At 38.1% G+C, this 23,237-nt stretch carries 18 protein-coding genes; 4 read left to right on the forward strand and 14 right to left on the reverse strand.

Annotated features, from left to right (window positions below; all coding sequences use genetic code 11):
• Positions 1-11 precede the first annotated feature (11 nt).
• The 3 genes from LZZ90_RS00210 to LZZ90_RS00220 all read right to left on the reverse strand — a co-directional run bounded on the left by LZZ90_RS00210 (position 12) and on the right by LZZ90_RS00220 (position 2,196).
• Positions 12-1,004, reverse strand: coding sequence for an alpha/beta fold hydrolase (locus LZZ90_RS00210; RefSeq protein WP_237788670.1), 993 nt, complete (start codon positions 1,002-1,004; stop codon positions 12-14).
• A gap of 537 nt (positions 1,005-1,541) precedes the next feature.
• A complete protein-coding gene (locus tag LZZ90_RS00215; RefSeq protein WP_237788671.1) occupies positions 1,542-2,000 on the reverse strand; it encodes an OsmC family protein in 459 nt (152 codons plus the stop codon).
• Positions 2,001-2,019: 19 nt separating this feature from the next.
• Positions 2,020-2,196, reverse strand: a complete 177-nt coding sequence (locus tag LZZ90_RS00220; RefSeq protein WP_237788672.1) for a hypothetical protein — start codon at positions 2,194-2,196, stop codon at positions 2,020-2,022.
• A 698-nt stretch (positions 2,197-2,894) separates the two neighbouring features.
• Between LZZ90_RS00220 and metK the strand changes: the two genes are divergently transcribed.
• The gene (gene metK / locus LZZ90_RS00225) at positions 2,895-4,145 is read left to right on the forward strand and encodes a methionine adenosyltransferase (RefSeq protein WP_237788673.1); all 1,251 of its coding nucleotides are present in this window, start codon (positions 2,895-2,897) and stop codon (positions 4,143-4,145) included.
• Between the two features lie 53 nt (positions 4,146-4,198).
• Here metK and LZZ90_RS00230 read toward each other — a convergent pair whose 3' ends face one another.
• From LZZ90_RS00230 to LZZ90_RS00240, 3 genes are read right to left on the reverse strand one after another with little or no spacing between them, the layout of a single operon-like run.
• A complete protein-coding gene (locus LZZ90_RS00230; RefSeq protein ID WP_237788674.1) occupies positions 4,199-4,495 on the reverse strand; it encodes a hypothetical protein in 297 nt (98 codons plus the stop codon).
• On the reverse strand, positions 4,495-7,275 hold the full coding sequence (locus tag LZZ90_RS00235; RefSeq protein WP_237788675.1) for a carboxypeptidase-like regulatory domain-containing protein: 2,781 nt from the start codon (positions 7,273-7,275) through the stop codon (positions 4,495-4,497). Before LZZ90_RS00235 ends, LZZ90_RS00230 begins: the two co-directional genes overlap by 1 nt.
• 30 nt (positions 7,276-7,305) lie before the next feature.
• Positions 7,306-8,211 (reverse strand): GLPGLI family protein, encoded by a 906-nt coding sequence (locus LZZ90_RS00240; RefSeq protein WP_237788676.1) that lies wholly within the window; start codon positions 8,209-8,211, stop codon positions 7,306-7,308.
• A gap of 110 nt (positions 8,212-8,321) precedes the next feature.
• Here LZZ90_RS00240 and LZZ90_RS00245 point away from each other — a divergent pair, with 110 nt between their 5' ends.
• From LZZ90_RS00245 to LZZ90_RS00255, 3 genes are all read left to right on the forward strand, one after another.
• Positions 8,322-9,113 (forward strand): hypothetical protein, encoded by a 792-nt coding sequence (locus LZZ90_RS00245; RefSeq protein WP_237788677.1) that lies wholly within the window; start codon positions 8,322-8,324, stop codon positions 9,111-9,113.
• The gene (locus LZZ90_RS00250) at positions 9,113-9,727 is read left to right on the forward strand and encodes a deoxynucleoside kinase (RefSeq protein ID WP_237788678.1); all 615 of its coding nucleotides are present in this window, start codon (positions 9,113-9,115) and stop codon (positions 9,725-9,727) included. The genes LZZ90_RS00245 and LZZ90_RS00250 overlap by 1 nt, the downstream gene beginning before the upstream one ends.
• Before the next feature lie 91 nt (positions 9,728-9,818).
• Entirely contained in the window at positions 9,819-10,241 is a 423-nt protein-coding gene (locus tag LZZ90_RS00255; RefSeq protein ID WP_237788679.1) for a hypothetical protein, read from the forward strand.
• On the opposite strand, the gene LZZ90_RS00260 is transcribed toward LZZ90_RS00255, so the two are convergent.
• The 8 genes from LZZ90_RS00260 to LZZ90_RS00295 form a co-directional block, all read right to left on the reverse strand.
• Positions 10,228-12,648 (reverse strand): glycoside hydrolase family 2 protein, encoded by a 2,421-nt coding sequence (locus LZZ90_RS00260; protein ID WP_237789172.1) that lies wholly within the window; start codon positions 12,646-12,648, stop codon positions 10,228-10,230. The genes LZZ90_RS00255 and LZZ90_RS00260 overlap by 14 nt on opposite strands.
• A 135-nt stretch (positions 12,649-12,783) precedes the next feature.
• Positions 12,784-13,443, reverse strand: coding sequence for a copper homeostasis protein CutC (locus LZZ90_RS00265; RefSeq protein ID WP_237788680.1), 660 nt, complete (start codon positions 13,441-13,443; stop codon positions 12,784-12,786).
• Positions 13,440-14,444 carry an isoaspartyl peptidase/L-asparaginase family protein gene (locus LZZ90_RS00270; RefSeq protein WP_237788681.1) on the reverse strand — a complete coding sequence of 335 codons (1,005 nt, stop codon included), beginning with the start codon at positions 14,442-14,444 and terminating at the stop codon, positions 13,440-13,442. Before LZZ90_RS00270 ends, LZZ90_RS00265 begins: the two co-directional genes overlap by 4 nt.
• Before the next feature lie 9 nt (positions 14,445-14,453).
• The gene (locus LZZ90_RS00275; protein WP_237788682.1) at positions 14,454-16,721 is read right to left on the reverse strand and encodes a family 20 glycosylhydrolase; all 2,268 of its coding nucleotides are present in this window, start codon (positions 16,719-16,721) and stop codon (positions 14,454-14,456) included.
• Between the two features lie 86 nt (positions 16,722-16,807).
• The gene (locus tag LZZ90_RS00280) at positions 16,808-19,384 is read right to left on the reverse strand and encodes a sodium-translocating pyrophosphatase (RefSeq protein ID WP_237788683.1); all 2,577 of its coding nucleotides are present in this window, start codon (positions 19,382-19,384) and stop codon (positions 16,808-16,810) included.
• Positions 19,385-19,497: 113 nt separating this feature from the next.
• Positions 19,498-20,028: an inorganic diphosphatase gene (locus LZZ90_RS00285; RefSeq protein WP_237788684.1), complete on the reverse strand. Its 531-nt coding sequence runs from the start codon at positions 20,026-20,028 to the stop codon at positions 19,498-19,500.
• 107 nt (positions 20,029-20,135) lie between these two features.
• Entirely contained in the window at positions 20,136-20,738 is a 603-nt protein-coding gene (locus LZZ90_RS00290) for a DNA-3-methyladenine glycosylase (protein WP_237788685.1), read from the reverse strand.
• Positions 20,738-23,218, reverse strand: coding sequence for a DUF5686 and carboxypeptidase-like regulatory domain-containing protein (locus LZZ90_RS00295; protein WP_237788686.1), 2,481 nt, complete (start codon positions 23,216-23,218; stop codon positions 20,738-20,740). Before LZZ90_RS00295 ends, LZZ90_RS00290 begins: the two co-directional genes overlap by 1 nt.
• Positions 23,219-23,237: the final 19 nt, after the last annotated feature.

The raw sequence follows: 23,237 nt of genomic DNA on the forward strand, positions 1-23,237 counted from the left end.
GTCTTGGTTTTTTAGTTTAGTTTTATCTTATGTATATTAAAGGTGTTTTTTAAAATGGTGTTGAGTTGTTCGAACTCTATTAAAAAAGCGTCGTGCCCATGAATTGATTGGATTTCATAATAGCTTACATTTGAATTGACGCGTTTCAGAATCTCATAGGTTTCACGGTTTTCATCCGCAGTAAAAAAATAATCCGAATCAACCGCTATCAGATGAATCTTAGCTGAGGTCTGCTTAGCAAAACTGATAAACTGGCCACAATTTGTGCTTTCTCCGATGGTTTTCAAAAGATGATTCATCAGTTTATAGGATTCCAGAGCGAAACGATTTTCCAGTTTTTCTCCATGGTGCAACAACCAGCTTTCTATCTGATACAACTCCTGATTTTCCTGCTTACCACGATTGAATTTCGCTTTAAACGATTGCGGCGTACGATACAAAAGCATCGCATGCAAACGGGCATCGTGAACCGGATTTTCAGAATTATTCAAGATTTTGTCCTGCACCAGAACATTGGCAATCAACCAATCCGATGCTTTCCAATCCGAAGCCACCGGAATCAGGTGTTCAATGTGGTTTGGTTTTAAAAAAGCCATTTCCCAGGCGATTCCACCACCCAAACTTCCTCCGATTGCTGCAAAAAGATTATGAATTTCTAAGAATTGTAATCCTTCCCAAAACAGTAGCGCGATATCTTTTGTAGTGAAATCCTTGTAGTTCTGGATCAGGTTTTCTGCAATACCGTCAAAACCGTTGCCCGGAATGTTGAAAGCGATAACCGTGTAAAAATCCGTATCGATGGTTTTCTCTTTACCAATTAGCGCATTCCACCAGCCTTTTTCTCCAATCACTTGTGAATTTCCAGTTAAGGCATGATTCACCAAAACCACCGGTGCGGTTCCGATTGACTGGCCAAATACCTGATAATACAAGGGTAACCAGCGTTTGTAACTTCCGCTTTGCAGGGTAAAATCGAAAATATCTATTTTTTGAAGTGTCGTCATTTTTAGCATTCGTTTAAAACAACCTGATTTTCATCGTGTTATCTTTTATTATTTTATCAATTTGATTTAAAAAAATCCTTTTGGAAAGGTTACCAAAAGGATTGTACAGTTTGAACTATAACACGAGATTAACTCTTCCTTTTTGGGTAACAACAAACCTGGTGCATTCGCATCATTCTTTTCATTGATATTCTATTTGCTGTTATACTTTTCATATAAGTTGTATTATTTTCAATAAAAAAAACCTCCGTGGAATGCAGAGGTTTTTTGATACTATTCGTTAGAATTAAGCAAAAAACTTCCTCTGCGGAAATCCGCACATCATAGCCATCATATTTTGCTTAATTGTTTTCATTTTCTTTTATTACGGTGCGAATTTAGATATTTTTTCTGTTTAAAAAAATAAAATAGTTGTTTTTTCTATTTAAACTAAAAAATAAATTCTTTTATAGATTTTTTTTCTTTTTTTTTTAAAACCTCCCCCGGCTGTGTTGGCAGACGTACCGGAGGTGGTTTAACAAACAAAACAACTTATCGTTAGGCAGCGTCGTGCTGCTTGTATTCTTTTAAAAGCGTGAGTAAAACCGGTGTGGAATTGATCAGGTTATCGCGTAACGGACATCTTTCTTTTACCTCATCAATCCATTGTTTGAGCAAAGCTAACGGCGCATCGGAGGTAGGTTTTACGATTACTTCGATTTTTCTAAATCCCGCTCTGGAACGTGTGGGCAGTCCTTCCGCTTTTTTGGTTTCCAATTCTCCGACAATATCTACTTGAACCGATTTTAACTCAATTCCTAATTCTTCTGCGACAATTAAGCCAACAGCGTTAATGCTACCGGCAAATCCTGCAAGTAAATAATCTGTTGGACTAGGTACTTTGCCTTCGCCGATAGAAAGAGCATTGTTAATTGATAAATCCGAGCCGTTTGCATTTACCGAAAACTGGTTGCTGTTGATGGAAATTCCTGTTACTGATACTATTTTACTGCTCATGATTACTGTATTTTAAGGGTTAAATGAAAAGGAACTCGTTTTCGTTTGTGTTGATTTCTAGAATCAGTAATTCTGATGCTGGGATTTCTCTTTCCTGGCTTAACTCCAACAAATTCTCATTGAGTCTTCTCTCTGCATTCTCGATTAAGGAAACGATGGTTTGTATTTTTTTGATTTTATTTTTTAAAGCTGTCATGATCTTATTTTTTTAAAATAATTGAAATGTATTTGAATAAAAAAAGTCCTTCTGGTTGTGTTACCAAAAGGACTTTTACAGTTTGAACTATAACTTGAGATTAACTCGTTCGCTTTCGGCAACAATAATGGGGAATGTGGTGCGTATACTTGCACATCATTCGTTTACTAAACAGGTTTTTAATTGCCGTTGTTCTCATTTTTTATTCTAATTAATTATTTTAAGTTTTTTAGTTGAATTGGGTTTAAATTAAAAAAGCCCCTGCGGTGTGCAGAGGCTTTAGCTTTTATATTTTTAAATGAATTTAAAATTAAGCAATAGAGTCCTCTGCGGATATTTTCCACATAAAATGACATGTATAGCGTTTAATTGAATTCATTTTTTCTTCTGTTTTGATGCTGCAAAATTGAAAACTAAAATCGACTTAACCAAACAAAAAAACAAATTTTAACATTTTTAATTGCCAAATATATATTTAAATACTTTGTATTTACTTTTTCATTGCGAATTCTTAAAATTCAAAAAAATGTTAAGTTTTGTTTGCGAATCGAAATTCTTTCATACATTTGCAGCTGAAAATCAAGAGGAAAAATTTGAACTGATTGCAACCTCATAAAAAAATGCTAAAGCAGTACTACTACTCCTTTAGGCAATCTCTGCAAATTAGTTTCCTCGCTTAAATTTTAAAACAATTTACTATGGCTTATTTATTTACGTCAGAATCAGTGAGTGAAGGACATCCGGACAAAGTTGCGGATCAGATTTCAGATGCATTAATCGATAATTTCTTAGCTTTCGATGCTGAATCAAAAGTTGCTTGTGAAACTTTAGTTACCACAGGACAGGTTGTTTTGGCTGGAGAAGTAAAATCCAAGACTTACCTTGATGTTCAACAAATTGCACGCGATGTAATCAAGAAAATTGGTTACACCAAAAGCGAATACATGTTTGAGGCCAACTCTTGTGGGGTTTTGTCTGCAATTCATGAACAATCCCAAGACATCAACCAAGGGGTAGACCGCGCCAGCAAAGAAGAGCAAGGTGCCGGAGACCAAGGAATGATGTTCGGTTATGCAACCAACGAAACGGCAGATTATATGCCGTTAGCTCTGGATTTGTCTCATAAATTACTCCAGGAATTAGCTGCTTTGAGAAGAGAAAATTCAGCGATTACCTATTTACGTCCTGATGCAAAATCTCAGGTTACATTGGAATACGATAACAACAACAAACCAACGCGAATTGACGCTATTGTAATTTCAACACAGCACGATGATTTCGCTGCGGAAGCTGAAATGTTGGCAAAAATCAAACAAGACATCATTGAGATCTTGATTCCTAGAATCATTTCAAAATACCCTCAGTATGCGCACTTGTTTAACGATAAAATCCAGTACCACATCAACCCGACAGGAAAATTCGTAATCGGAGGACCTCACGGAGACACTGGTTTAACCGGAAGAAAAATCATCGTAGACACTTACGGCGGAAAAGGTGCGCACGGTGGTGGTGCTTTCTCAGGAAAAGATCCTTCAAAAGTAGACCGTTCTGCTGCTTATGCAACCCGTCATATCGCTAAAAACTTAGTAGCGGCTGGTATTGCTGATGAAATCTTAGTGCAGGTTTCTTATGCAATTGGTGTAGCAAAACCGATGGGAATCTACATCAATACTTACGGAACTTCTAAAGTAAGTTTAACCGATGGAGAAATCGCTAAAAAAGTTGAAGCTATTTTCGATATGCGTCCTTACTTTATCGAGCAACGTTTAAAATTAAGAAACCCAATCTATAGTGAAACAGCGGCTTACGGACACATGGGAAGAAAACCTGAAACCGTAACCAAAACATTCAAATCACCAAGTGGTGAAGAAAAAACCGTAACGGTAGAGTTGTTTACTTGGGAAAAACTGGATTATGTTGACCAAGTGAAAGCTGCTTTCGGATTGTAATTTAATTATTAGTTCAGATATTTAAAAAAAACCACGCAAAAAGCGTGGTTTTTTTATTCAAGCTTCCAGAAATAAATCATAATCAATACCGAAATGAACAAGAAAACTATCGCAAAAAGTTTTCTCTTAGGATCGAAAATTTTGTTGCGCATCTCAAAAAACAATCGGTAAAAAAAAGCCAACGATGTCACCAATGCAATTCCTGAAATCATGTAGACTTTCATATCGGAATCCTTATCCTTGTAGAAAAAATTAACAAGAAACATCAATCCCAAACAAACAAAAACAATCCCTCGGGTTCTTGCAACAACCTTTTCATGTCTTTCCAAAACTTTTCTTTCATCAATCATTATAAAGCATATTTCAAACTCAAAATCACATATCGAGGCTGTACAAAATAACTTGAGAAAATACTCCCTCCTCCAATCTGATTAAAACCGCTGTCGTTCAACGAAGTTGTGTTTAAAAGATTCGTTCCGGAGAGTTTCCATTCCCATTTGCTGTCTTTTTTCTGGTACATTAAATTGGCGGTCAAGAAATCGTATTCGTTATTGGAGGTTTTCGACTTGTTTCGGTTGTGGTAAAACGAATATTCCGAAGTAAACGAAAACGCATCCCAGAAATAATACTCCAAAGTAACCGAAGGACTGTCCACATAAAACGTATCACTTGTAAAATCATTAACCGTAAAATTATAAGCCAATTCGATGTTTGGTATTTTTTTATAATTTGTTGAAAATTTCACATTATAATTTTGGGTAAAAGACTCCGTGCTTTGTACCTCTGTTGGATTGTTATTAGGATCTAAATCCAGATCTGGATAAACACGGATGTTGTTGAACTTACTCCAATTTAAACTTGCCCCAAGCGAAGCTTTGTAATAACGCAAAAACGAACGTCCATAATTTCCACTTCCGGAAAGCGTTTCATCGGCGAACGAAGAATTCATGTTAACCGCAGTCGATTGCTGGTTAATTCCTGTGAACATTGCTTTACTTTTTACCCCATCCACTTGCTTGGTATACATTAGGTTAGCGAAAATATTTTCAAAATTAAACATATTGTATCTGAAATAACGCAACGAATGCACCTGAGACAAGGAGTTTTCCAAAAATCGATTTCCACCAAACAAACTATTATAATTGGAAAACACGTAACCTTCTGCTAATTTGTTGATATCAGTAAAATTGTTGCTCATCATAAAATTATAGGTAAGCGTTTCCGATTTTTTCAACTGCCAAAGCGCATATACATCCGGCAAGATTCGGTTGAAGGAATTCTTGTTCGAACTGCCCAACTGCTGGTCGGTCGTTTGATAATTATGCACACTGAACCCCGGATTGAACGTGAATTTACCCATCAAAAATTTGTAATGCAGCCCTAAAAAAACATCATTAAACGCATAATTTACCTTGTTATTGTTTTTCGCATCATCCAAATCATTGCGGGTTCCGCCATTCAAAACCTGAAAAATATGGGAGTTGAAATTTTGGCAGGAATAGGTATTTCCTAAAGTAATGTTGATGTTACTTTTCGGGGTAAGCATATAGTAGTAATCGAATTTCCCGTCAAGTTTATTAGTCTTAACAAAACGACTTTGGTTTACATCATTTCGGGTTTGCCCCGTTTGATATTCCAAACCAAGATCAAAAGGCTGAATTTTCAGATTGGCGTTGTAAAACGGATCTTCATCCTGATACAAATGCTGCAATTCGAAGGCAAAAACGTTCTTTTCGTTTAAGGTATAATAATAATTCAGGTTCTGATTAACCGAAAACGGATTTTGCTTCTTATTGGAATAGACATCATTAAAAAGCGTGTAAACTCCGGCATCATTGGTTTGTGTAGAATTAGAAAGCAAGGTTGTTTTTTCGTCTTGCTTGGAAATTTTAAGCAAAGCATCATAATCGAAATGTACTTTTTCACTAGGAACATAACTGGAACTCAATTTAAAAAGCCCCAAATTACTATTCTGATTAGTGGTCGAACTTTCGTTATTTACTGTAGTTGTTGTTAAAGTGTTACCATTAGTATCTTTGCGGGAATCCACTCGTGTAGATTTAGAAGTGGTCTGCAAATCGGTCTGACTTCCCATCAAAATCCCAAAACCACTAATCGTCCAAGCTTTTGATGGATTGTAACTGAAGTTTGCCGCCCCGAACTTTGTATCGATTTCTTTCGCTTGATTGTTGCGCAAGCCTAAAATCCCCAAATCATTAGAAGAAACATTAAAACTCGTTCCGGCTTTTCGCATCATGTTTTTAAAGCCACCGGTAAACTTAAAATAATCTTGCATAGTAAGCGGAAGCTCGCCTATATTGTTCAAATTTCCTATTACATTCAAACTGTATTTGGGATTATAATAAAACAGTTTCGGATTCACAATGTGCCGGTCTTCTTTATGACCTACCCCGATACCCGCCGTAATATCACCAAACCAGAAATTCTTCTTACCTTCTTTTAATTTGATGTTTAGCGCCACGTTTTCCTCATTGTTTTCGAAGCCTTTCAGATTACTTACTTCGTTATAGTTTCGCAATACCTGGATTTTATCAAGCGCATCGGCAGGAATGTTTTTGGTTGCAATTTTGGTATCACCGTCGAAGAAATCCTTTCCTTCCACCATTACTTTCTGAACTTTTTTCCCTTCTACCTGAATTTCACCGTCTTTGTTTACCTCTACCCCGGGAAGTTTTTTCAGTACATCTTCCAATTTGCGCTCCGTACCGTTACGAAACGAATCGGAGTTGTAAATAATTGTATCTCCACTTATAGAAACCGGCATTTCCTTAACAATTTCAATCTCATTAAGCATTGTTCCTTCTTTCAAAACGATGTGCTTAACTATGTTTTCCGTAGTGGTTTTTATTGTTGTTTCATACGGTTGAAAACCAACATAACTTACCTTAACCGAATACGACGTATTTGGGTTCAACAAAATCTGAAAGCGCCCTTTGTCATCGGTTATGGAATACCCATCCATGGCTTTGGTAGCCTGATTTACCGCCATAATATTGGCCATTTCCAAAACCACACCGGTAGAATCTTTAATGGTTCCTTCGAATTTTACGTTTTGTGAAAATGAAAAAGCTGTTATGAAAAACACAACAGCGAAAAATAGATTTCTCATAAGAGTACCCTCAGATTATTGTTTTGATTCTTAATGTCCGCCCATACGAATTTGCATTCCACCGCGATTACCTCCTTGGGATTGGAATTGTTCGCGCATTTCCTCCATTTTCTTTAGTACGGTTTCATCGAACTCTTTTTGTTTGACTACTTTTCCATTTTTAGGTGCTTTAATTTCAACCTTGTCTTTGGTATTCATCACCACTTTGGAACACATAATTATGGTTTTCCCGTCGTTCACTTCCAGAATAAGCCCCGGCAATCCCCAATAGCTTTCCGGTCCTTGATTAATAGGGATTTCAGGAGTATACCAAGCGGTTATGGTAACTTCTTTAGGCATTTCGAAATCGGTCATGAAATTGGTTCTTCCTTTGGGAGTTTCGGTTGTTTTTTCGTCTTTCTTGGCTTCCTCTTCTTTTTTAGGACGTGCCTGACGAAAATCGGAAGCACTTACTTTCTTAACAGCTGTTGCTTTAAAACAGGTGTAATCTCCAATTTTCTTGGTCTCGTTTTCAAGTTTCCAATTCAGTTTCGGCAAGGTGTCTACTACCAGAAATTCTTTTCCCATAAACTCTTTATCAACGGTATAGGATTTTTCTTTTACGTTTTTATAGTAGGTTCCTCCAACGCCCATCATCGAACTCATCATTCTGAAACCACCCTGACTTTGCCCCGGAGCATCTAATTTTTCTTCTTCTTTATAAATGGAGGCCGATTTATCAAAATTTAAAATAAAGGTTTTCTCCATCATTTTTTTCACCCGCTCTTCGATCATTTTGCGCATTTCGGGCGTCATTTCTTTATTGCCGTCCATTCGGGATTTGAAATCGGAAGTACTTGTTTTCGACTCATACACTGCCATTCCTTGAAATTCCTGAGCAAAAGCTGAAATCGAAAATGCAAAAACTGCTAAAATTACCAACGCTGATTTTTTCATACGTGCTTGTTATTTTTTAAGAAATATTAGACGAGCCAATTCACTGTTTGTTACAAATTTATTGTTTTGACTTTTATTTTTTTAAAAGGTTTATTCGTAATTTGGCTCTCATGCAAAATTTATTCGCAATCGTTTTCTTCCTAATGACTTCTTTGGGGTTTTCTCAAGAGAAACAACTCGATTTGAAATTCATCGGAACTGAAAAAATTAAACCTGACACTTTTGTCGGAAAAGATGCATACGCAAACACTTACAGCATTACGCAAAACGAATTCAGGAAAGAGAATCCACAAAAAAAATACGTTTACAGAAGCCTTCCTCTCGGAAAAATTCACAGTGTTGATCTGCAGAATCCATTACAAATTGTGCTCTTTTATAAAATCATGAATTCGGTGGTTTTACTGGACAGTCAGCTTAACGAAACCTTTAAAATCAATTTTTCGGAAAGTAATCCTGAGTTATTACCTCAACAAATCGGACTAGCCTCCCAAAACCGGCTTTGGTTATTTGATTTAGCTACTCAAAAATTGGGATTATATGATTTTCAAAAGCAGGTTTTCAATCCTATAACGGTGATTTTCGAACATCCGATCTTGTTTTCCCAATCCGATTACAATTATTTTTACTGGGTGGATGATCAGCATAAACTCTTCGCCTGTAACCTTTTTGGGAAAATAAATTTTCTGGGAGAAGTCCCCAACTTTGACAGCATGCAAATTATCTCCTCCAAAGAAATCCTGTTAAAAAAAGGCAGTATTCTAACTCTTTGGGATTGGGAAAAACAAACTTCACAAATTGTCCCGATTCCGGAAAAAAGCTTTCAAAGTTTTTATTATAAAGAACAAATTTTATCTATTTTTACCGACAACGAAATCAGAAATTATAAATTAATTTTACCATAATGCACATAGCAATAGCAGGAAATATCGGCGCAGGAAAAACAACACTTACACGACTTCTGGCAAAACATTTTAAATGGGAACCGCATTTTGAAGATGTGGTAGACAATCCGTATCTGGACGACTTTTACCATTCAATGGACCGCTGGTCGTTCAACTTACAGATTTATTTCCTTAACAGTCGTTTCCGTCAGGTATTGCAAATTCGCGAAAGTGGAAAAAAGATCATTCAGGACCGAACCATTTATGAAGACGCGCACATTTTCGCCCCGAATCTTCATACCATGGGACTGATGAGCAACCGCGATTTCGAAAACTATTCCTCTTTGTTCGAACTGATGGAAAACTTAGTAGGTTCGCCTGATTTATTGATTTACCTGAGAAGTTCGATCCCAAATCTGGTTTCTCAAATTCACAAAAGAGGACGTGAATATGAAAACACTATTTCGATCGATTATTTAAGTCGATTGAACGAGCGTTACGAAGCATGGGCGCAAACGTACAACAAGGGAAAACTTTTGATTATTGACGTAGACAACATCGATTTTGTAAACAACCCGGAAGATTTAGGAAATGTGATCAACCGTATTGACGCCGAGATCAACGGATTATTTTAAACAGAAAAGCCTCTAAATTTAAGAGGCTTTTTTGTATCTTTATGTACCTCTTTTACCGACTACTAATGCTCAATAATCAAAAATTTGAGCGATGTCAAAAAAGTACAAAAACCTGAAAACTATTAGCTTTCTTTTGGCGATAGTTTTTCTCTTTCAAAGTTGTAAAGCGTACCATTCAGTACCTGTGAGTTTGGAAGAAGCTTCAAAAGCCAACACCTTGGTAAAAATAACCACCCTTAACAATAAAAAAATTATTTTCAAAAGAGTAGAAAAAAACAATGATATTTATTACGGGCTGCAGAATACCAACAAAGGAGTCACAAGAATTCAACTCAATGAAGCCACAATTGAAAAAGTGCGGGTGCTAAACAAAAGAAAATCGAACACCCTTACAATTATTTGCCTTTCAGCTACTGCGGTTACCATTGTCGGACTCATCCTTATAATTAATACACTAAATGATATTGGCAACATAGATCTTGGTAGCAGCAGCGGCAAAACTAATCCAAATTGATCAGATTAAGGCTTTTGATTTCGGTCTGGGTCAGATTTCCTTCATAACGAATTATTCTTTTCTCTCCCGGAAGCAAATCGAAATAATTATCACTGAAACGGCATTTTTCTGCATTTAAAAAAACATTTTTAGCCAACACATCTGTACTTACCTCCACAGTGTTTTCATCAAGTTGCTTAATACTTATTTTAGGCAGTTTTAGTTGCAAGTCTTTAGGTTTCACAAAATAATACAAAGTTCGTTTGGTTTCGAATTCTGCAGAAAACACAATTTGGTTTAAATTCAATCCCTCCCACTCTTTTTTATCCAAAGCAAAAAGCATCTTGCAACTATTATCTCCAAACTTAATATTCATCTCTTTTTGCCAAACAATTCTTCCGTCAAAATTTAAAAGTTGTAGTTTTAATTTTCCGTTTTTAACAGCCAATTCATCATTAATCACATAGACTTTGAGTTGATTTTCCTCTTCACTAACAGAAACCAAAACATTCTCAAAGCTTCGTTTCGCCTGATAATGAAACGCTTTCCAGTTCCCAAAATAATCCACGGAACTCCACGAAGTAACCGGCCAGCAATCGTTCAATTGCCAATACAAGGTTCCCATGCAATAAGGTTTTGCGCGCCGATGGGCTTCGATAGCGGTCTTCATTCCTTCGGCTTGCAATAGTTGCGAAACGTAAATATAATCCTCAAATTTTGAAGGAACTTTATACTCCCGTTCCATATAGGTTTGAATGGTCTGATATCCGGTTGGATGTTTTTGATGGTTTTTTACGGCTTCAGAAGTCAGACTCAACTCATTTTCAGAAGCAAAAGATTTAAAAGTTTCCCGATTTGGCATTCCTTGAAAACCGTATTCACTCATAAAACGCCCTACCTTGTTCTTATACACCTCAAAGGGTTCCATTCCCCACCAAACGCCCCAGTAGTGCGAATCACCCTGTAGTAAACTTTCTTTTCTGCCCCAGCCTATTGAGGGAGAAGACGGCCAGTAAATGTTTTTTTCTTTCGGTAAAAGGCTGTCTAACGTCTTCGGAATCACCTCATGAAACAACTTTTTATAATCGTTCCAGATTTTAGTAGAATCCACAGCCGAATATTTATATTGTTTCTGCCAGCCCCAATTGTGCCAGCCTTCATCGCTTTCGTTATTTCCGCACCAAAGGGCTAAACTCGGATGGTTCTGCAAACGATTGACATTATCGATTACTTCCTGCTTTACATTCTGCACAAACGCTTCATCGCCCGGATACATCGCACAGGCAAACATAAAATCCTGCCAAACTAGAATCCCTTTTTTGTCGCATTCTTCGTAAAAAGCATCATCTCCATAAACACCACCGCCCCAAACGCGTAGCATGTTCATGTTCGCCTCAACTGCATTTTTCACAATACTTTTATAAACCGAATCATTTGCTCTTGGTATAAAACTGTCTGGAGGAATGACGTTGGCGCCTTTCATAAACACCGGAACTCCATTGAGTTTGAAGTAGAAACTTTTGCCCGTTTTATCCTTTTCCTGAACCAGTTCCAACGTTCTTAATCCCACACTAAGTGAACGCTGATCTATAGTTTGATTGTTCTTTTGTAAGGAAACTTGAAACGGATACAAGTACGCTTGGCCCAAACCATTAGTCCACCAGCGTTTTGGATTGGAAATTTCATAATCAACTTTTACTTGATTCGTTCCTTTTTTTAAAGAAACAACCTGAATTTTATCATTGATTTTTAAGTTATAATTACCTGATTTCAAGCAATTCACAGAAGTAATAAAAACGAGTTCAGCTTTGGCATCGGTTAGGCTTTTCTGTTCAAATTTTACATTTTGGATTGCTGCCGAATTACTGAAACACAATTGCACTTTTTTCCAGATTCCAGCCGTTACAAAACGTGGCCCCCAATCCCAACCGTACTGATATTGGGCTTTTCGTGTGAATATCTTTTCATCGCCTGGTAAGGTGTAATTTAATTTCCCTGCTGCTTCTTTCCCTTTTTTAACTGCCGATTCGAAAACGATTTGCAATTTATTCTCACCTTTTTCCAAGAACTTTTTCGCATCAATTTTCCAAATTCGAAACATATTGTCGGCTTTTAAAACTGATTTCCCGTTCAGAAAAACTTCCGCATAGGTGTCCAATCCATCAAATTGCAGCTTGATGTTTTCACTTTTTAAATCTTCCGAAGAAAGAGTAAACTTTGATTCGTATTCCCACGTTTCATTTTCAATCCATTGCAACTGTTTTTCATTGGCTGCGAAGAAAGGATTTTCGATAACTTTATTTTGAAGTAAATCAGTATGAACCGTTCCCGGTACACTTGCAGCAAGCCATTTAGAATCGCCTTTTTTTCTGAATTGCCAGTTTTCGTTTCCTAAATTTTTATAAGAATTTTGAGCCAAAACAAACATCGGCAAACAACAAAAAAATATTTTAAAACACGTTTTCATCTTTCTGGAAAATATAATTTTCAACCATATAAGTCATATAAGTGGCTTATGGTAAAAGCTTATATGACTTATATGGTAAATAATTTTCAGTTTCTATTACGATTTTAAGGCTTTAACTTCGTTACTGTTTGCAGTTTCACTTCCATCAGTAATAGCCGAAGAATGATAAAACCCTGCATTAGTTTGCTGCTCAATCAAATCGACATTGGTGGATCGTAAACCGCCACCGGGCATAATGGTAATACGGTTATTGGCTTTTTCAACCAATTGTTTTAAAACCGAAATTCCTTCCACCACATTAGACATAGTTCCGGAAGTAAGTATCGTCGAAAAACCACATTGAATTACCTGTTCCAACGACGGAAGCACCTCTTGCACCTGATCAAAAGCACGGTGAAACGTACACGGTAAAGGTCTTGCCAATTCAACTAATTCTGAATTTTGCTCAATATTAATGCTTTTATCTTCTTTAAGAATTCCAAATACAAATCCATTCACGCCAAGTTCTTTGAACTGTTGGATTTCGGTTTTCATTTGTTGAAATTCGGTATCAGAATAGGTAAAGTTTCCACCTCGAGGTCGAATCATTACATACAAATCGATGGAGATCTCCTGACGTATTTTTTTTGTGGAGTCGAAATCCGGGGTAGTTCCTCCTTCTTTGATGTTGGCACAAAATTCAATTCTGTTGGCACCGCTTTCCTGTGCAATTAGAGCCGATTCGCTGTTAAAACAGGCAATTTCTATTTTCTTCATCCTTTCAAATAATAATCCGAATCAATCAATTTATTTCCGGTTTGGTCGTATTTGGCGTAATTAAAACCACCCTGCACACAATATGCTCCGTGTTCCCCATTTTTATTTAAGGCGATGAACCCAACCTGGATGTCTTTCAGATTTTTATTTCGGTTTTTGGTCAGCTTTACGATGCGCATTACTGCTTCTTCACAAGCTTTTTGCGGTGATTTTCCCTGACGCATCAGTTCCACCACCAAATGACAACCTGCAATTCGGATTACTTCTTCGCCGTGCCCAGTTGCAGTAGCCGCTCCGATTTCGTTATCAACATACAACCCGGCTCCGATAATTGGCGAATCTCCCACACGACCGTGCATTTTAAAGGCCATACCACTGGTAGTGCAAGCTCCGGACAAATTACCCTGCGTATCCAAAGCAATCATACCGATTGTATCGTGATTTTCTATATTAACAATTGGTTTGTAGTTACTGGTTTTAAGCCATTCTTTCCACTCTTTTTCCGATTCTTCTACCAGAAGATTTTCTTTCTTATAACCCTGTGACAAAGCAAATTGCAATGCTCCTTCACCCACTAACATGACATGTGGTGTTTTTTCCATGACAGCCCTTGCTACGGAAATTGGGTGTTTAATATGCTCTAAACAAGCTACCGAACCAATATTTGAAAACTCGTCCATGATACAGGCATCTAAAGTTACGCGTCCGTCACGGTCGGGTCTTCCACCATAACCTACGCTTCTTTCTTTGGGATCGGCTTCGGGAATTCGTACTCCGGCTTCCACGGCATCTAAAGCACGTCCTTTTTTCTTTAAAACTTCCCATGCGGCTTCATTGGCCTGAATCCCGAAATTCCAGGTGGAAAGCACAATTGGTTTTTTCACCTTTGTTGAAACGGTTACTGTTTCTTCTACTTCTTCGGATTTACCTTTAAAAGCCTGCAATGCGACAGCCACTGAGGCCATTGCAGTAGTTTTTATAAAATTTCTACGATTTGTCATATCAAGTATTTATTCGATCATGATTTCATCTACAAACAACCAGCAATCGGAACCTGCACCAGGCTTCCCATCAGGAATTTTTCCGGCATTAGGCGCAATTACTTTCACGTATTGTACATTTTGTTGATCAAAAATCAAGTTTACAATTCCTTTACTTTTTAAAATTTCTTCTGTAGAAACCTTCTTTACTGACTGAAAGATTTTCCCATCATTGGAGACCAAAACCTCGACAAATTTCGGATAATGAATCCAGCTTCCGTCATTGGTCAAGACATCAAGCGAAACTTTAGAGACCGCTTGTTTTTTATCCAAATCAATTACGGCCTCCAAATCTTTTCCCCAGAAACCAATCCAGTCGCGACCGTATTTTTCCATATTGCCACGCATCCCGTCCACTAAAGTAAAACTTCCGCCAATTCCATAATTTTCATGAGGAAGATGAGTCAGACTTATTTTCTTTCCTGTGGATTTAGTTATAAAAAAAGGCTGTTCAATAATTGTGCTTTTCTGCTTTCCGTTTTCAAAATAAGCCGCTTTTACGGTTTGATTTTTAGTAATGGAAATTGGTTTAGAATAAAGTTCTGAAGTTACTTTTGGCGCTGTTCCGTCAGTAGTAAACCTTATACCAGGATTTGTAGATTTTAAATTAAAAAGTACACCTGTTCCTTTTTCATTTGGAGAAACTTTAGAAGTCACTTCAAAAATCGCTCTGCTATAATTGATGCCTATTTTATCATACACCGAAAAATGCTGGAGCAATCGGTTTTGAAAATCTTTATACTTGGCTGTATTTGAAGTCCCCCAAACCACTTCGGCTAAAGCTGCCATTCGCGGCATGGCCATATACTCGACGTGTTCAGGAGTATTCATGTATTCCGTCCACATATTACCTTGAGCGCCTAAAATATACTTCGCTTCATCTGCAGACAATTCTTTGGGAGTGGGTTCTAGCGAATAGACTTTTTCCACCGTGGTATAACCGCCAATGGCAACCGGTTCGTTTTTTGGTTCTCCCTGATAATGATCGAAATAACAGTGGGAACCCGGTGTCATTACTACATTATGTTTTTGTTTGGCTGCTGCAATTCCGCCTTCGGTACCGCGCCAACTCATTACCGCTGCGTTGGGTGCCAGACCGCCTTCTAAAATTTCGTCCCAACCAATGATTTTTCTTCCTTTGCTGTTAACAAATTTTTCGATGCGTTTGATGAAATAACTCTGTAGTTCGTGCTCGTCTTTCAAGCCTTCTTTTTTGATTAGCGCTTGACAATGCGAACAGTTTTTCCAACGGATTTTCGGGCTCTCGTCACCGCCAATGTGAATATATTCCGACGGAAACAGCACCATTACTTCGGTTAAAACATTTTCCATAAACTCAAAAGTGCTTTCTTTCGGACAAAGTACATCGTCCAAAACGCCCCATTGCAGCGCCACTTCAAAAGAACCTCCGGTACAGGACAATTCAGGGTACGAGGCCAAAGCCGCTACAGCGTGACCCGGCATCTCAATTTCTGGAACTACTGTGATGTGACGTTCTTTTGCATAAGCCACAATTTCTTTTATATCTTCTTGCGTATAATAACCGCCGTAACGCTTATCATCAAATTTTTGATCATTGTAATGCCCTACCATAGAGCCTTTTCGCCAAGCACCCACTTCTGTTAGTTTCGGATATTTTTTGATTTCGATACGCCAGCCCTGATCGTCGGTTAAATGCCAATGAAACGTATTCATTTTGTACATGGCCAGATAATCAATATATTTTTTGATGAATTCCTTCGGAAAGAAATGACGGCAAACATCGAGGTGCATCCCGCGCCAGACGTATTTCGGTTCGTCCTTTATTTCAACATTTGGGATTTTAAGTTCGTCTGCTGTTGCGGTTGACAATAATTGTTGCAGGGTTTGAAAGGCGTAAAAAAGTCCTAAATTACTTTTAGCGTTGATTAGGATTTCTTTGGAACTAACATTTAAGGTGTATTTAGCCGATTGCTCTTCTTTTGGATTTTCAACTTGAATTTGTATCGTATTTAACGAACTCTTGGAATTATCGGTTACTAACAATTCGAGATTGTAATTCGCTTTTAAAAATTCGTTGAACAATCTTATTTCACTTGTGCTTTCTGAATTGGAAACTACAATTACTGTTCCCTTGTTAAGAGAAAAAGCTCCCTGATTTTGCTTAAGTTCTTTAGGTTGCGGAATTAAAGGCAACGGATTTTGAGCCAATCCAACAGTAGTAATTACAAAAAAAAGAAAGGTAAAAAACTTATTCATTAAAATGTGTGTTGTTGTTTGGTTAAAAGTACTAAAATAAAAAAGCCCCACAAATTGCGGAGCTTTTTATTATCACGAAATACATACTATTTATCCCTGAATTCATCGATTTTTGCCTGAACTTCGGCCTCGGTTCCTTCAAAGATTTTCTCTTCGGTAGTCGCTTTTCCGTTTACTTCAGAAGTGATTTTAACCGTAGCTTTTACTTTACCGTTTACCTCTTCTTTCTGAATGGTTATTTGTTTGGAAACTTCTTTTTTCATCATACCTCCTTCAGTACAACAAGCCATTTTGCAATCGGCTTTTTTTATGAATTTTCCGTTTGCATCATAATGTGACATACACATCGCTTTTTCTTCATCATCGCATCCCATTTCATCACACATTTTAGCACATTCTTCTTTGGTCATGGTAGCCATCTTTGACATATCACACTTCATTTGGTGTCCTGCCTGCATTTCAGATGTGGCGCAACAAGCAGCCTTTTCATGATGGGAACCATGTCCGTTACCACTTCCTAAAATCGGAGCGATTACCAATCCTACCAAACAAGTCAATTTAATTAAAATATTCATCGACGGTCCTGATGTATCTTTGAATGGATCTCCAACCGTATCTCCGGTTACTGCTGCCTTGTGTGCATCGGAACCTTTGAACGTCATTTCACCGTTGATCATTACACCGGCTTCAAACGATTTTTTAGCATTGTCCCAAGCTCCACCGGCGTTGTTCTGGAAAATCGCCCAAAGCACACCGGAAACGCAAACACCTGCCATATACCCTCCAAGAGCTTCAGGTCCCATAATCGCTCCAACAATAATTGGCGTGATAATAGTAATTGCTCCCGGTAACATCATTTCGCGTAAAGCAGCTTGTGTTGAAATGTCAACACATTTTCCGTATTCCGGCTTTCCGGTTCCTTCCATAATTCCCGGAATTTCACGGAACTGACGACGTACTTCGTTAACCATGTCCATCGCAGCTTTTCCTACGGATTGCATAGCTAAAGCCGAGAAGATTACCGGAATCATTCCTCCGATAAATAAAGCAGCTAGCACATCGGCTTTGAAAATATTAATTCCGTCGATTCCTGTAAAGGTCACATACGCCGCAAATAATGCAAGTGCCGTTAACGCTGCCGAAGCAATCGCAAACCCTTTCCCTACTGCTGCCGTTGTATTTCCAACCGAATCCAAAACATCGGTACGCTGACGAACTTCTTTTGGCAATTCACTCATTTCGGCTACACCTCCTGCGTTATCGGCAATCGGCCCAAAAGCATCGATCGCTAATTGCATTGCTGTAGTTGCCATCATTGCTGAAGCAGCAATCGCCACTCCGTAGAAACCAGCTAATTCATAAGATCCCCAAATCGCTACCGCAAAAAGGATAACCGATGAAAAAGTAGATTTCATACCTGTTGCCAAACCTGCAATAATGTTAGTTGCAGCACCCGTAGAGGAGTTCTGAACGATATTTAAAACCGGTTTCTTTCCTAAAGCGGTATAATATTCCGTGAAAGCGGAAATCAACCAGCCTACAGCCAAACCTACTAAAGTTGCGTAGAAAATATGGCGGCTTGGAATTGCTTTAACTCCTTCTCCGAAGAATTTCATGTGAATAGTTTCCGGTAACATGAAATCAATTAAAAACCAACACACTACTACCGTTAATCCTAAAGCAATGTAGTTTCCTAAATTTAAGGCACTTTGCACTTGAGCTTCTTTGGCCTCATTATTATTGATTTTTACAAAGAAAGTTCCGATGATTGATGATAAAATTCCTGTTCCCGCAATTACCAGCGGCAGCAAAATTGGCCCCATTCCATTGAACGCGTCGGTAAATTGTGCTCCAGCCGCTTCAGTCATATCTTTGATGATATAGTTTCCTAATACCATCGAAGCCAAAACTGTCGCTACGTACGAACCAAACAAATCGGCTCCCATACCGGCAACATCTCCAACGTTGTCCCCTACGTTATCGGCAATGGTTGCAGGGTTACGCGGATCGTCTTCCGGAATTCCTGCTTCAACTTTTCCAACTAAGTCGGCACCAACATCGGCTGCTTTGGTATAAATACCACCACCTACACGGGCAAATAATGCAATGGATTCAGCCCCTAAGGAGAAACCTGCCAAACATTCCAAAGCAACTGTCATTTCTTCGTAGAAATTTCCTGCTCCGGTAACAAACATATTGGTAAATAATATAAAGAAGATACTTAGTCCTAAAACCGCTAGCCCGGCTACACCAAGCCCCATAACCGTTCCGCCTGAAAAGGAAACTTTCAAAGCTTGCGGCAAACTGGTTTTGGCCGCTTGAGTAGTACGCACGTTCGCCTTAGTAGCGATGCGCATCCCAATGTTTCCGGCCAAAGCTGAAAAGAAAGCTCCGCAAACAAAAGCCACTACAATAATCCAATGGGAAGTTTCCACAAATCTGGAAACGGTAAACAATGCAACTGAGGCAATCACTACAAAGATTCCTAAAATTCGGTACTCCGCTTTTAGGAACGCCATGGCCCCTTCCTGAATACTTTTAGAAATACCCTGCATTTTCTCGTCACCTGCGTCCTGGCTCTTCACCCAAGCGGCTTTGATACCCATGAACACAAGACCTAATATGGCCAATACTATCGGCACATAAACAATCATTTTTTCCATAAATTTGGTTTGGTATTTAGTTAATTTTAGTAAATATAACGAAACCCAAACAAATAAAAAAGCAACATTCTTTACAGAACATTGCTTTTTTTATAAAATTTTAGGAAAATCTATTATTTAATGCTAAATAAGCCTTCCGGTTTGTTCTCAATTGCATTGAAACGATCCACACACTCTTTTAGAATTCGCTTTGCATCGTTTACATCTCCCCATCCTTCAACATCAACTTTCTTGTTCTCCAAATCTTTGTACACTTGGAAGAAGTGCTCAATCTCTTTGATTAAGTGCGGGTTCATGTCTGACAAATCATCTAATTTATTCCAGATAGGATCCGAAACCGGTACGCAGATAATTTTCTCATCCGGTCCTTTATCATCTGCCATGTGGAATACTCCGATTGGTTTTACTTCAATCACACATCCAGGGAACGTCGGTTTGGTAACCAACACCAATACGTCTAACGGATCACCATCCAAAGCCAAAGTTTCTGGAATGAAACCATAATCTGCAGGGTACATCATTGAAGAGAATAACATTCTGTCAAAACGCATTCTTTTTAAATCGAAATCGTATTCGTATTTGTTTCTGCTTCCGCGTGGAATCTCAACTAATACATCAAAAGTGGTTACTTTATCAGCTGTCATTTTATTGTTTATTTTAATTTTGAGGCTGCAAAAGTAGGACAAAACAAGCTGATTTACAAGAAATATCAATGCTAAAAAATCAGATTTAGCAATATATTGACTTTAGATTAATACGGATTTTTCCTTCCGCGTTTCTGTAGGTAATAATGCCATAAGAAAAACGTTGCCACCGATCGATGCGGTTTCCATTTTTCAGCATAATCCGCCATCTTTTCTTTGTCATGGATATCGAAAAGTTCTTTGATGGTATTTACCACTGCAATATCTCCCAACGGAATAATATCGGGAGACTGTAAACAAAACATCAGATAAACATCTATAGTCCAATGACCGATTCCTTTAATTTTGATCAGTTCTTCCCGAACGGTTTGCGCATCTTTTTTTGCAAGACTTTCAATGTCCAAGTGTTTTTCTACAATTGCATGAGAAAGCGCCTTTAAATAAACGGTCTTCTGCCTACTAACACCACAGGCACGAAATTCTTCCGCAGAAAATTCTAAAACAGATTCCGGAGTAAAATTCGGGATGGAGTTTTTCAGTTTTAAAAAAGTTGCCTTAGCAGAATCAATCGAAACCTGCTGCTCCAAAATAAGCAAACATAAAGTTTCAAAACCAACCGAACGAGTAACAATAGGTGGCCGTCCATACATTTTGTGAATGAATTGGAATTTTTCCTCTTTCTGCAAAAGCAAATCGATGCCCTGTTCCATTAGAAATAGAATCCGAAAGAGCCTTTAACACCAAATTTGTTGGCATCGGGCAAATTCAGATAACTTCCTCTCCAACAGAAATCCAGACGGAAACACTTGAAGATGTTCCCGATTCCCGCATGGTATTCCCAATATCCATTGGTAGGCGCACGATAGGTTAAACCGGAAGCATTAATCGCTTTATTTTCATCGGAAACCGAACCGTAAACCCCTTTTACGCCAATAATTTCACGCCAATTCAACTTTCTTAACAGCGGAACTCTTGAGAACAAACGCCCGTTAAAATGATGTTCCAAATGCAGGGAAGTATATTGATCGGACACAAATTCGTAGTAATTCATTAAGTTGTAGGTGTTCTCAATTTGAAAATAGGATTGATTTCCAGGAATTACACCCATTAATCCTAAAGGCACTTTTCCGAAGATTTTACCGGTTTCAAAGGTTGGAAACAACCTTCCAAAACCTCCAATCAAGATGGGATGACGGTAATAGAACTGCACTTTCTGATAATTAAAATCGCTATCCAAAACCCCTTTCATCCCGTGACTGTAGTTAATGAAAACCCTTGGAAAATTATAGTCCACCAATTGGCGTTCCACTCCATGCCCGATTGTTTTACGCTTCGGCGTATAATCGACCATGAAATTAACCTCGGATTGTTTTACCTGACTCTGCACTACTCCGTTTTGATCATAATAATTAAGACTGAAACGATCCCAAGCCGATTTTAACGTTCGATAAGTTAGCCCGGTTTGAAAGGTCAAGTTTTTGATCGGCTCCATCTGAAGGGAAAGCATCGATAAATTAATCGAGGAAAGTTTGTCGTTATTCCCACTGGAAAACAACGTACTGGAGGCGAAACTTCTTCCCAGAACATCGTTGGTGGAAGTTAAACTTACCCCTAATTGCTCAATATCCCTGCGGTTTCCACCCGAAAGGATCAAGCGGTTTTTCTTGTTCAACAACACTTTTCCTGACAAACCATATTTGAATTGTGTATCACGGAAACCATACGCCGTATATCCTTCCAGTCTCCAAGTATCATTCGGTCCAAAATAGGTTCTTCCTCCGGCGCGCAAACGCACGCCTTCTACATTATTAAATCCGTAGGACGAGAAAATCGGTCCGTAATCCATTTTTAATTTCGGAATCTCAATGTAACCGCTGGCCAAAATGGTCGCGATATTGTATATCCGTTTAAACTTCGGAATTGTATTCAGGGTATCCAACAACCCGTAAATGCTCTTCTCGTTTTTATTCAGGTTTTCGAAGCGGTTTTCGTTCCAGAATTCATCGGATTTATTATACACGTCACTATCATAAGCATCCACTTCCTGTTTATAAAACTTATCGTCTTTAGGAATATTGAACTGATGGTTTTTATATAATGTGGTTCTTTTTCCATAAACCCCTTTTGATTTTTCTTTTTTGGAAAAACTGAAATCGGACATCATGTGATCGCGCTTGAGCAAAAACACCGAATCGTTCAAAACCTCAAATTCCTGCTCAATATAAATTTCCTTCACCCAGTTGATATTGGCACTTTTACTGGCTTCCAAGTTGATTTTCTTGATAGCAAACGTGGAATCATTTACCCAGAAATCCCCTTTAAAAGTAAGTTCGTTTTTTCTTCTCGGATAATAAATAATGTTGAAACACCATTTGTTATCAATAAAGGCACTGTCGGCCAAAACATAGTTATACACATTGATTCCGGTGCGGGAAAGCGGGCTCACAAAATCCTTGTCAAAAAACTTAAGGTAGTTGTTGTAAATATCGTAGTCGGCATACAAATCTTTGATAAAAGTACTTACTCCATCACCTTGACCTAAGCCTGAATTTTTACTGGCCTTAGTAATTTCTTTCTTTTTCCCTTTGGCGTTATCACCGTAAACTTCGCTTATGTTTTCATTGATAAAAATCGGAAGGAATGCTTTTCCGGTAACGCGCGAGGTATCGATTCGGTCCCAAATAAATTCCATACCCTTAAAAATCTTGTTGGCCTTAAACGCGCTGTCGATGGAGTTCAAATCAAACTCGATTTTTTCGTATTTGTCGTATTGGTACTGATCGAACATATTGAGTCCGTTCTTGCGTTTTCGCTCCCAGATTTTACGAAGAATATCGATGGCCGGATTATTCTTTTTGGAAGTTTTTCCGGCGTACACTTTCACTTCCTGCAATTGATTATCGGGCTTAATAGTGATTTTAAGATCCATCATAACCGATTGTGTTATTGCCACTTCCACAGCTTTATATCCTACAAAAGAAGCTACCAAAGTTTTATACGTCTTGTCGGACTGCAGGTAAAAATGACCATTCTCGTCGGAAACTATTCCTTCGGTTGAACCTTTAAAATACACATTGGCGTAACCCATCGGCTGGTTACTCTCATCATAAATGGTTCCACCCACTTTAGTTTGTGCCAAAGCCGTAAAAACAGAAAACAAAATCGTTATAAACAGGAATAATTTCTTCATAAGGACAAAAAAAAACTTC

Source organism: Flavobacterium sp. SM15 (assembly GCF_022012335.1).
Taxonomy (GTDB): domain Bacteria; phylum Bacteroidota; class Bacteroidia; order Flavobacteriales; family Flavobacteriaceae; genus Flavobacterium.

Excerpts from the sequence above, each read along its gene's own strand:
- LZZ90_RS00210 (WP_237788670.1), bottom strand. The coding sequence starts at position 1,004 with ATGACGACACTTCAAAAAATAGATATTTTCGATTTTACCCTGCAAAGC.
- LZZ90_RS00215 (WP_237788671.1), bottom strand. The coding sequence starts at position 2,000 with ATGAGCAGTAAAATAGTATCAGTAACAGGAATTTCCATCAACAGCAAC.
- LZZ90_RS00220 (WP_237788672.1), bottom strand. The coding sequence starts at position 2,196 with ATGACAGCTTTAAAAAATAAAATCAAAAAAATACAAACCATCGTTTCC.
- metK (WP_237788673.1), top strand. The coding sequence starts at position 2,895 with ATGGCTTATTTATTTACGTCAGAATCAGTGAGTGAAGGACATCCGGAC.
- LZZ90_RS00230 (WP_237788674.1), bottom strand. The coding sequence starts at position 4,495 with ATGATTGATGAAAGAAAAGTTTTGGAAAGACATGAAAAGGTTGTTGCA.
- LZZ90_RS00235 (WP_237788675.1), bottom strand. The coding sequence starts at position 7,275 with ATGAGAAATCTATTTTTCGCTGTTGTGTTTTTCATAACAGCTTTTTCA.
- LZZ90_RS00240 (WP_237788676.1), bottom strand. The coding sequence starts at position 8,211 with ATGAAAAAATCAGCGTTGGTAATTTTAGCAGTTTTTGCATTTTCGATT.
- LZZ90_RS00245 (WP_237788677.1), top strand. The coding sequence starts at position 8,322 with ATGCAAAATTTATTCGCAATCGTTTTCTTCCTAATGACTTCTTTGGGG.
- LZZ90_RS00250 (WP_237788678.1), top strand. The coding sequence starts at position 9,113 with ATGCACATAGCAATAGCAGGAAATATCGGCGCAGGAAAAACAACACTT.
- LZZ90_RS00255 (WP_237788679.1), top strand. The coding sequence starts at position 9,819 with ATGTCAAAAAAGTACAAAAACCTGAAAACTATTAGCTTTCTTTTGGCG.
- LZZ90_RS00260 (WP_237789172.1), bottom strand. The coding sequence starts at position 12,648 with ATGTTTGTTTTGGCTCAAAATTCTTATAAAAATTTAGGAAACGAAAAC.
- LZZ90_RS00265 (WP_237788680.1), bottom strand. The coding sequence starts at position 13,443 with ATGAAGAAAATAGAAATTGCCTGTTTTAACAGCGAATCGGCTCTAATT.
- LZZ90_RS00270 (WP_237788681.1), bottom strand. The coding sequence starts at position 14,444 with ATGACAAATCGTAGAAATTTTATAAAAACTACTGCAATGGCCTCAGTG.
- LZZ90_RS00275 (WP_237788682.1), bottom strand. The coding sequence starts at position 16,721 with ATGAATAAGTTTTTTACCTTTCTTTTTTTTGTAATTACTACTGTTGGA.
- LZZ90_RS00280 (WP_237788683.1), bottom strand. The coding sequence starts at position 19,384 with ATGGAAAAAATGATTGTTTATGTGCCGATAGTATTGGCCATATTAGGT.
- LZZ90_RS00285 (WP_237788684.1), bottom strand. The coding sequence starts at position 20,028 with ATGACAGCTGATAAAGTAACCACTTTTGATGTATTAGTTGAGATTCCA.
- LZZ90_RS00290 (WP_237788685.1), bottom strand. The coding sequence starts at position 20,738 with ATGGAACAGGGCATCGATTTGCTTTTGCAGAAAGAGGAAAAATTCCAA.
- LZZ90_RS00295 (WP_237788686.1), bottom strand. The coding sequence starts at position 23,218 with ATGAAGAAATTATTCCTGTTTATAACGATTTTGTTTTCTGTTTTTACG.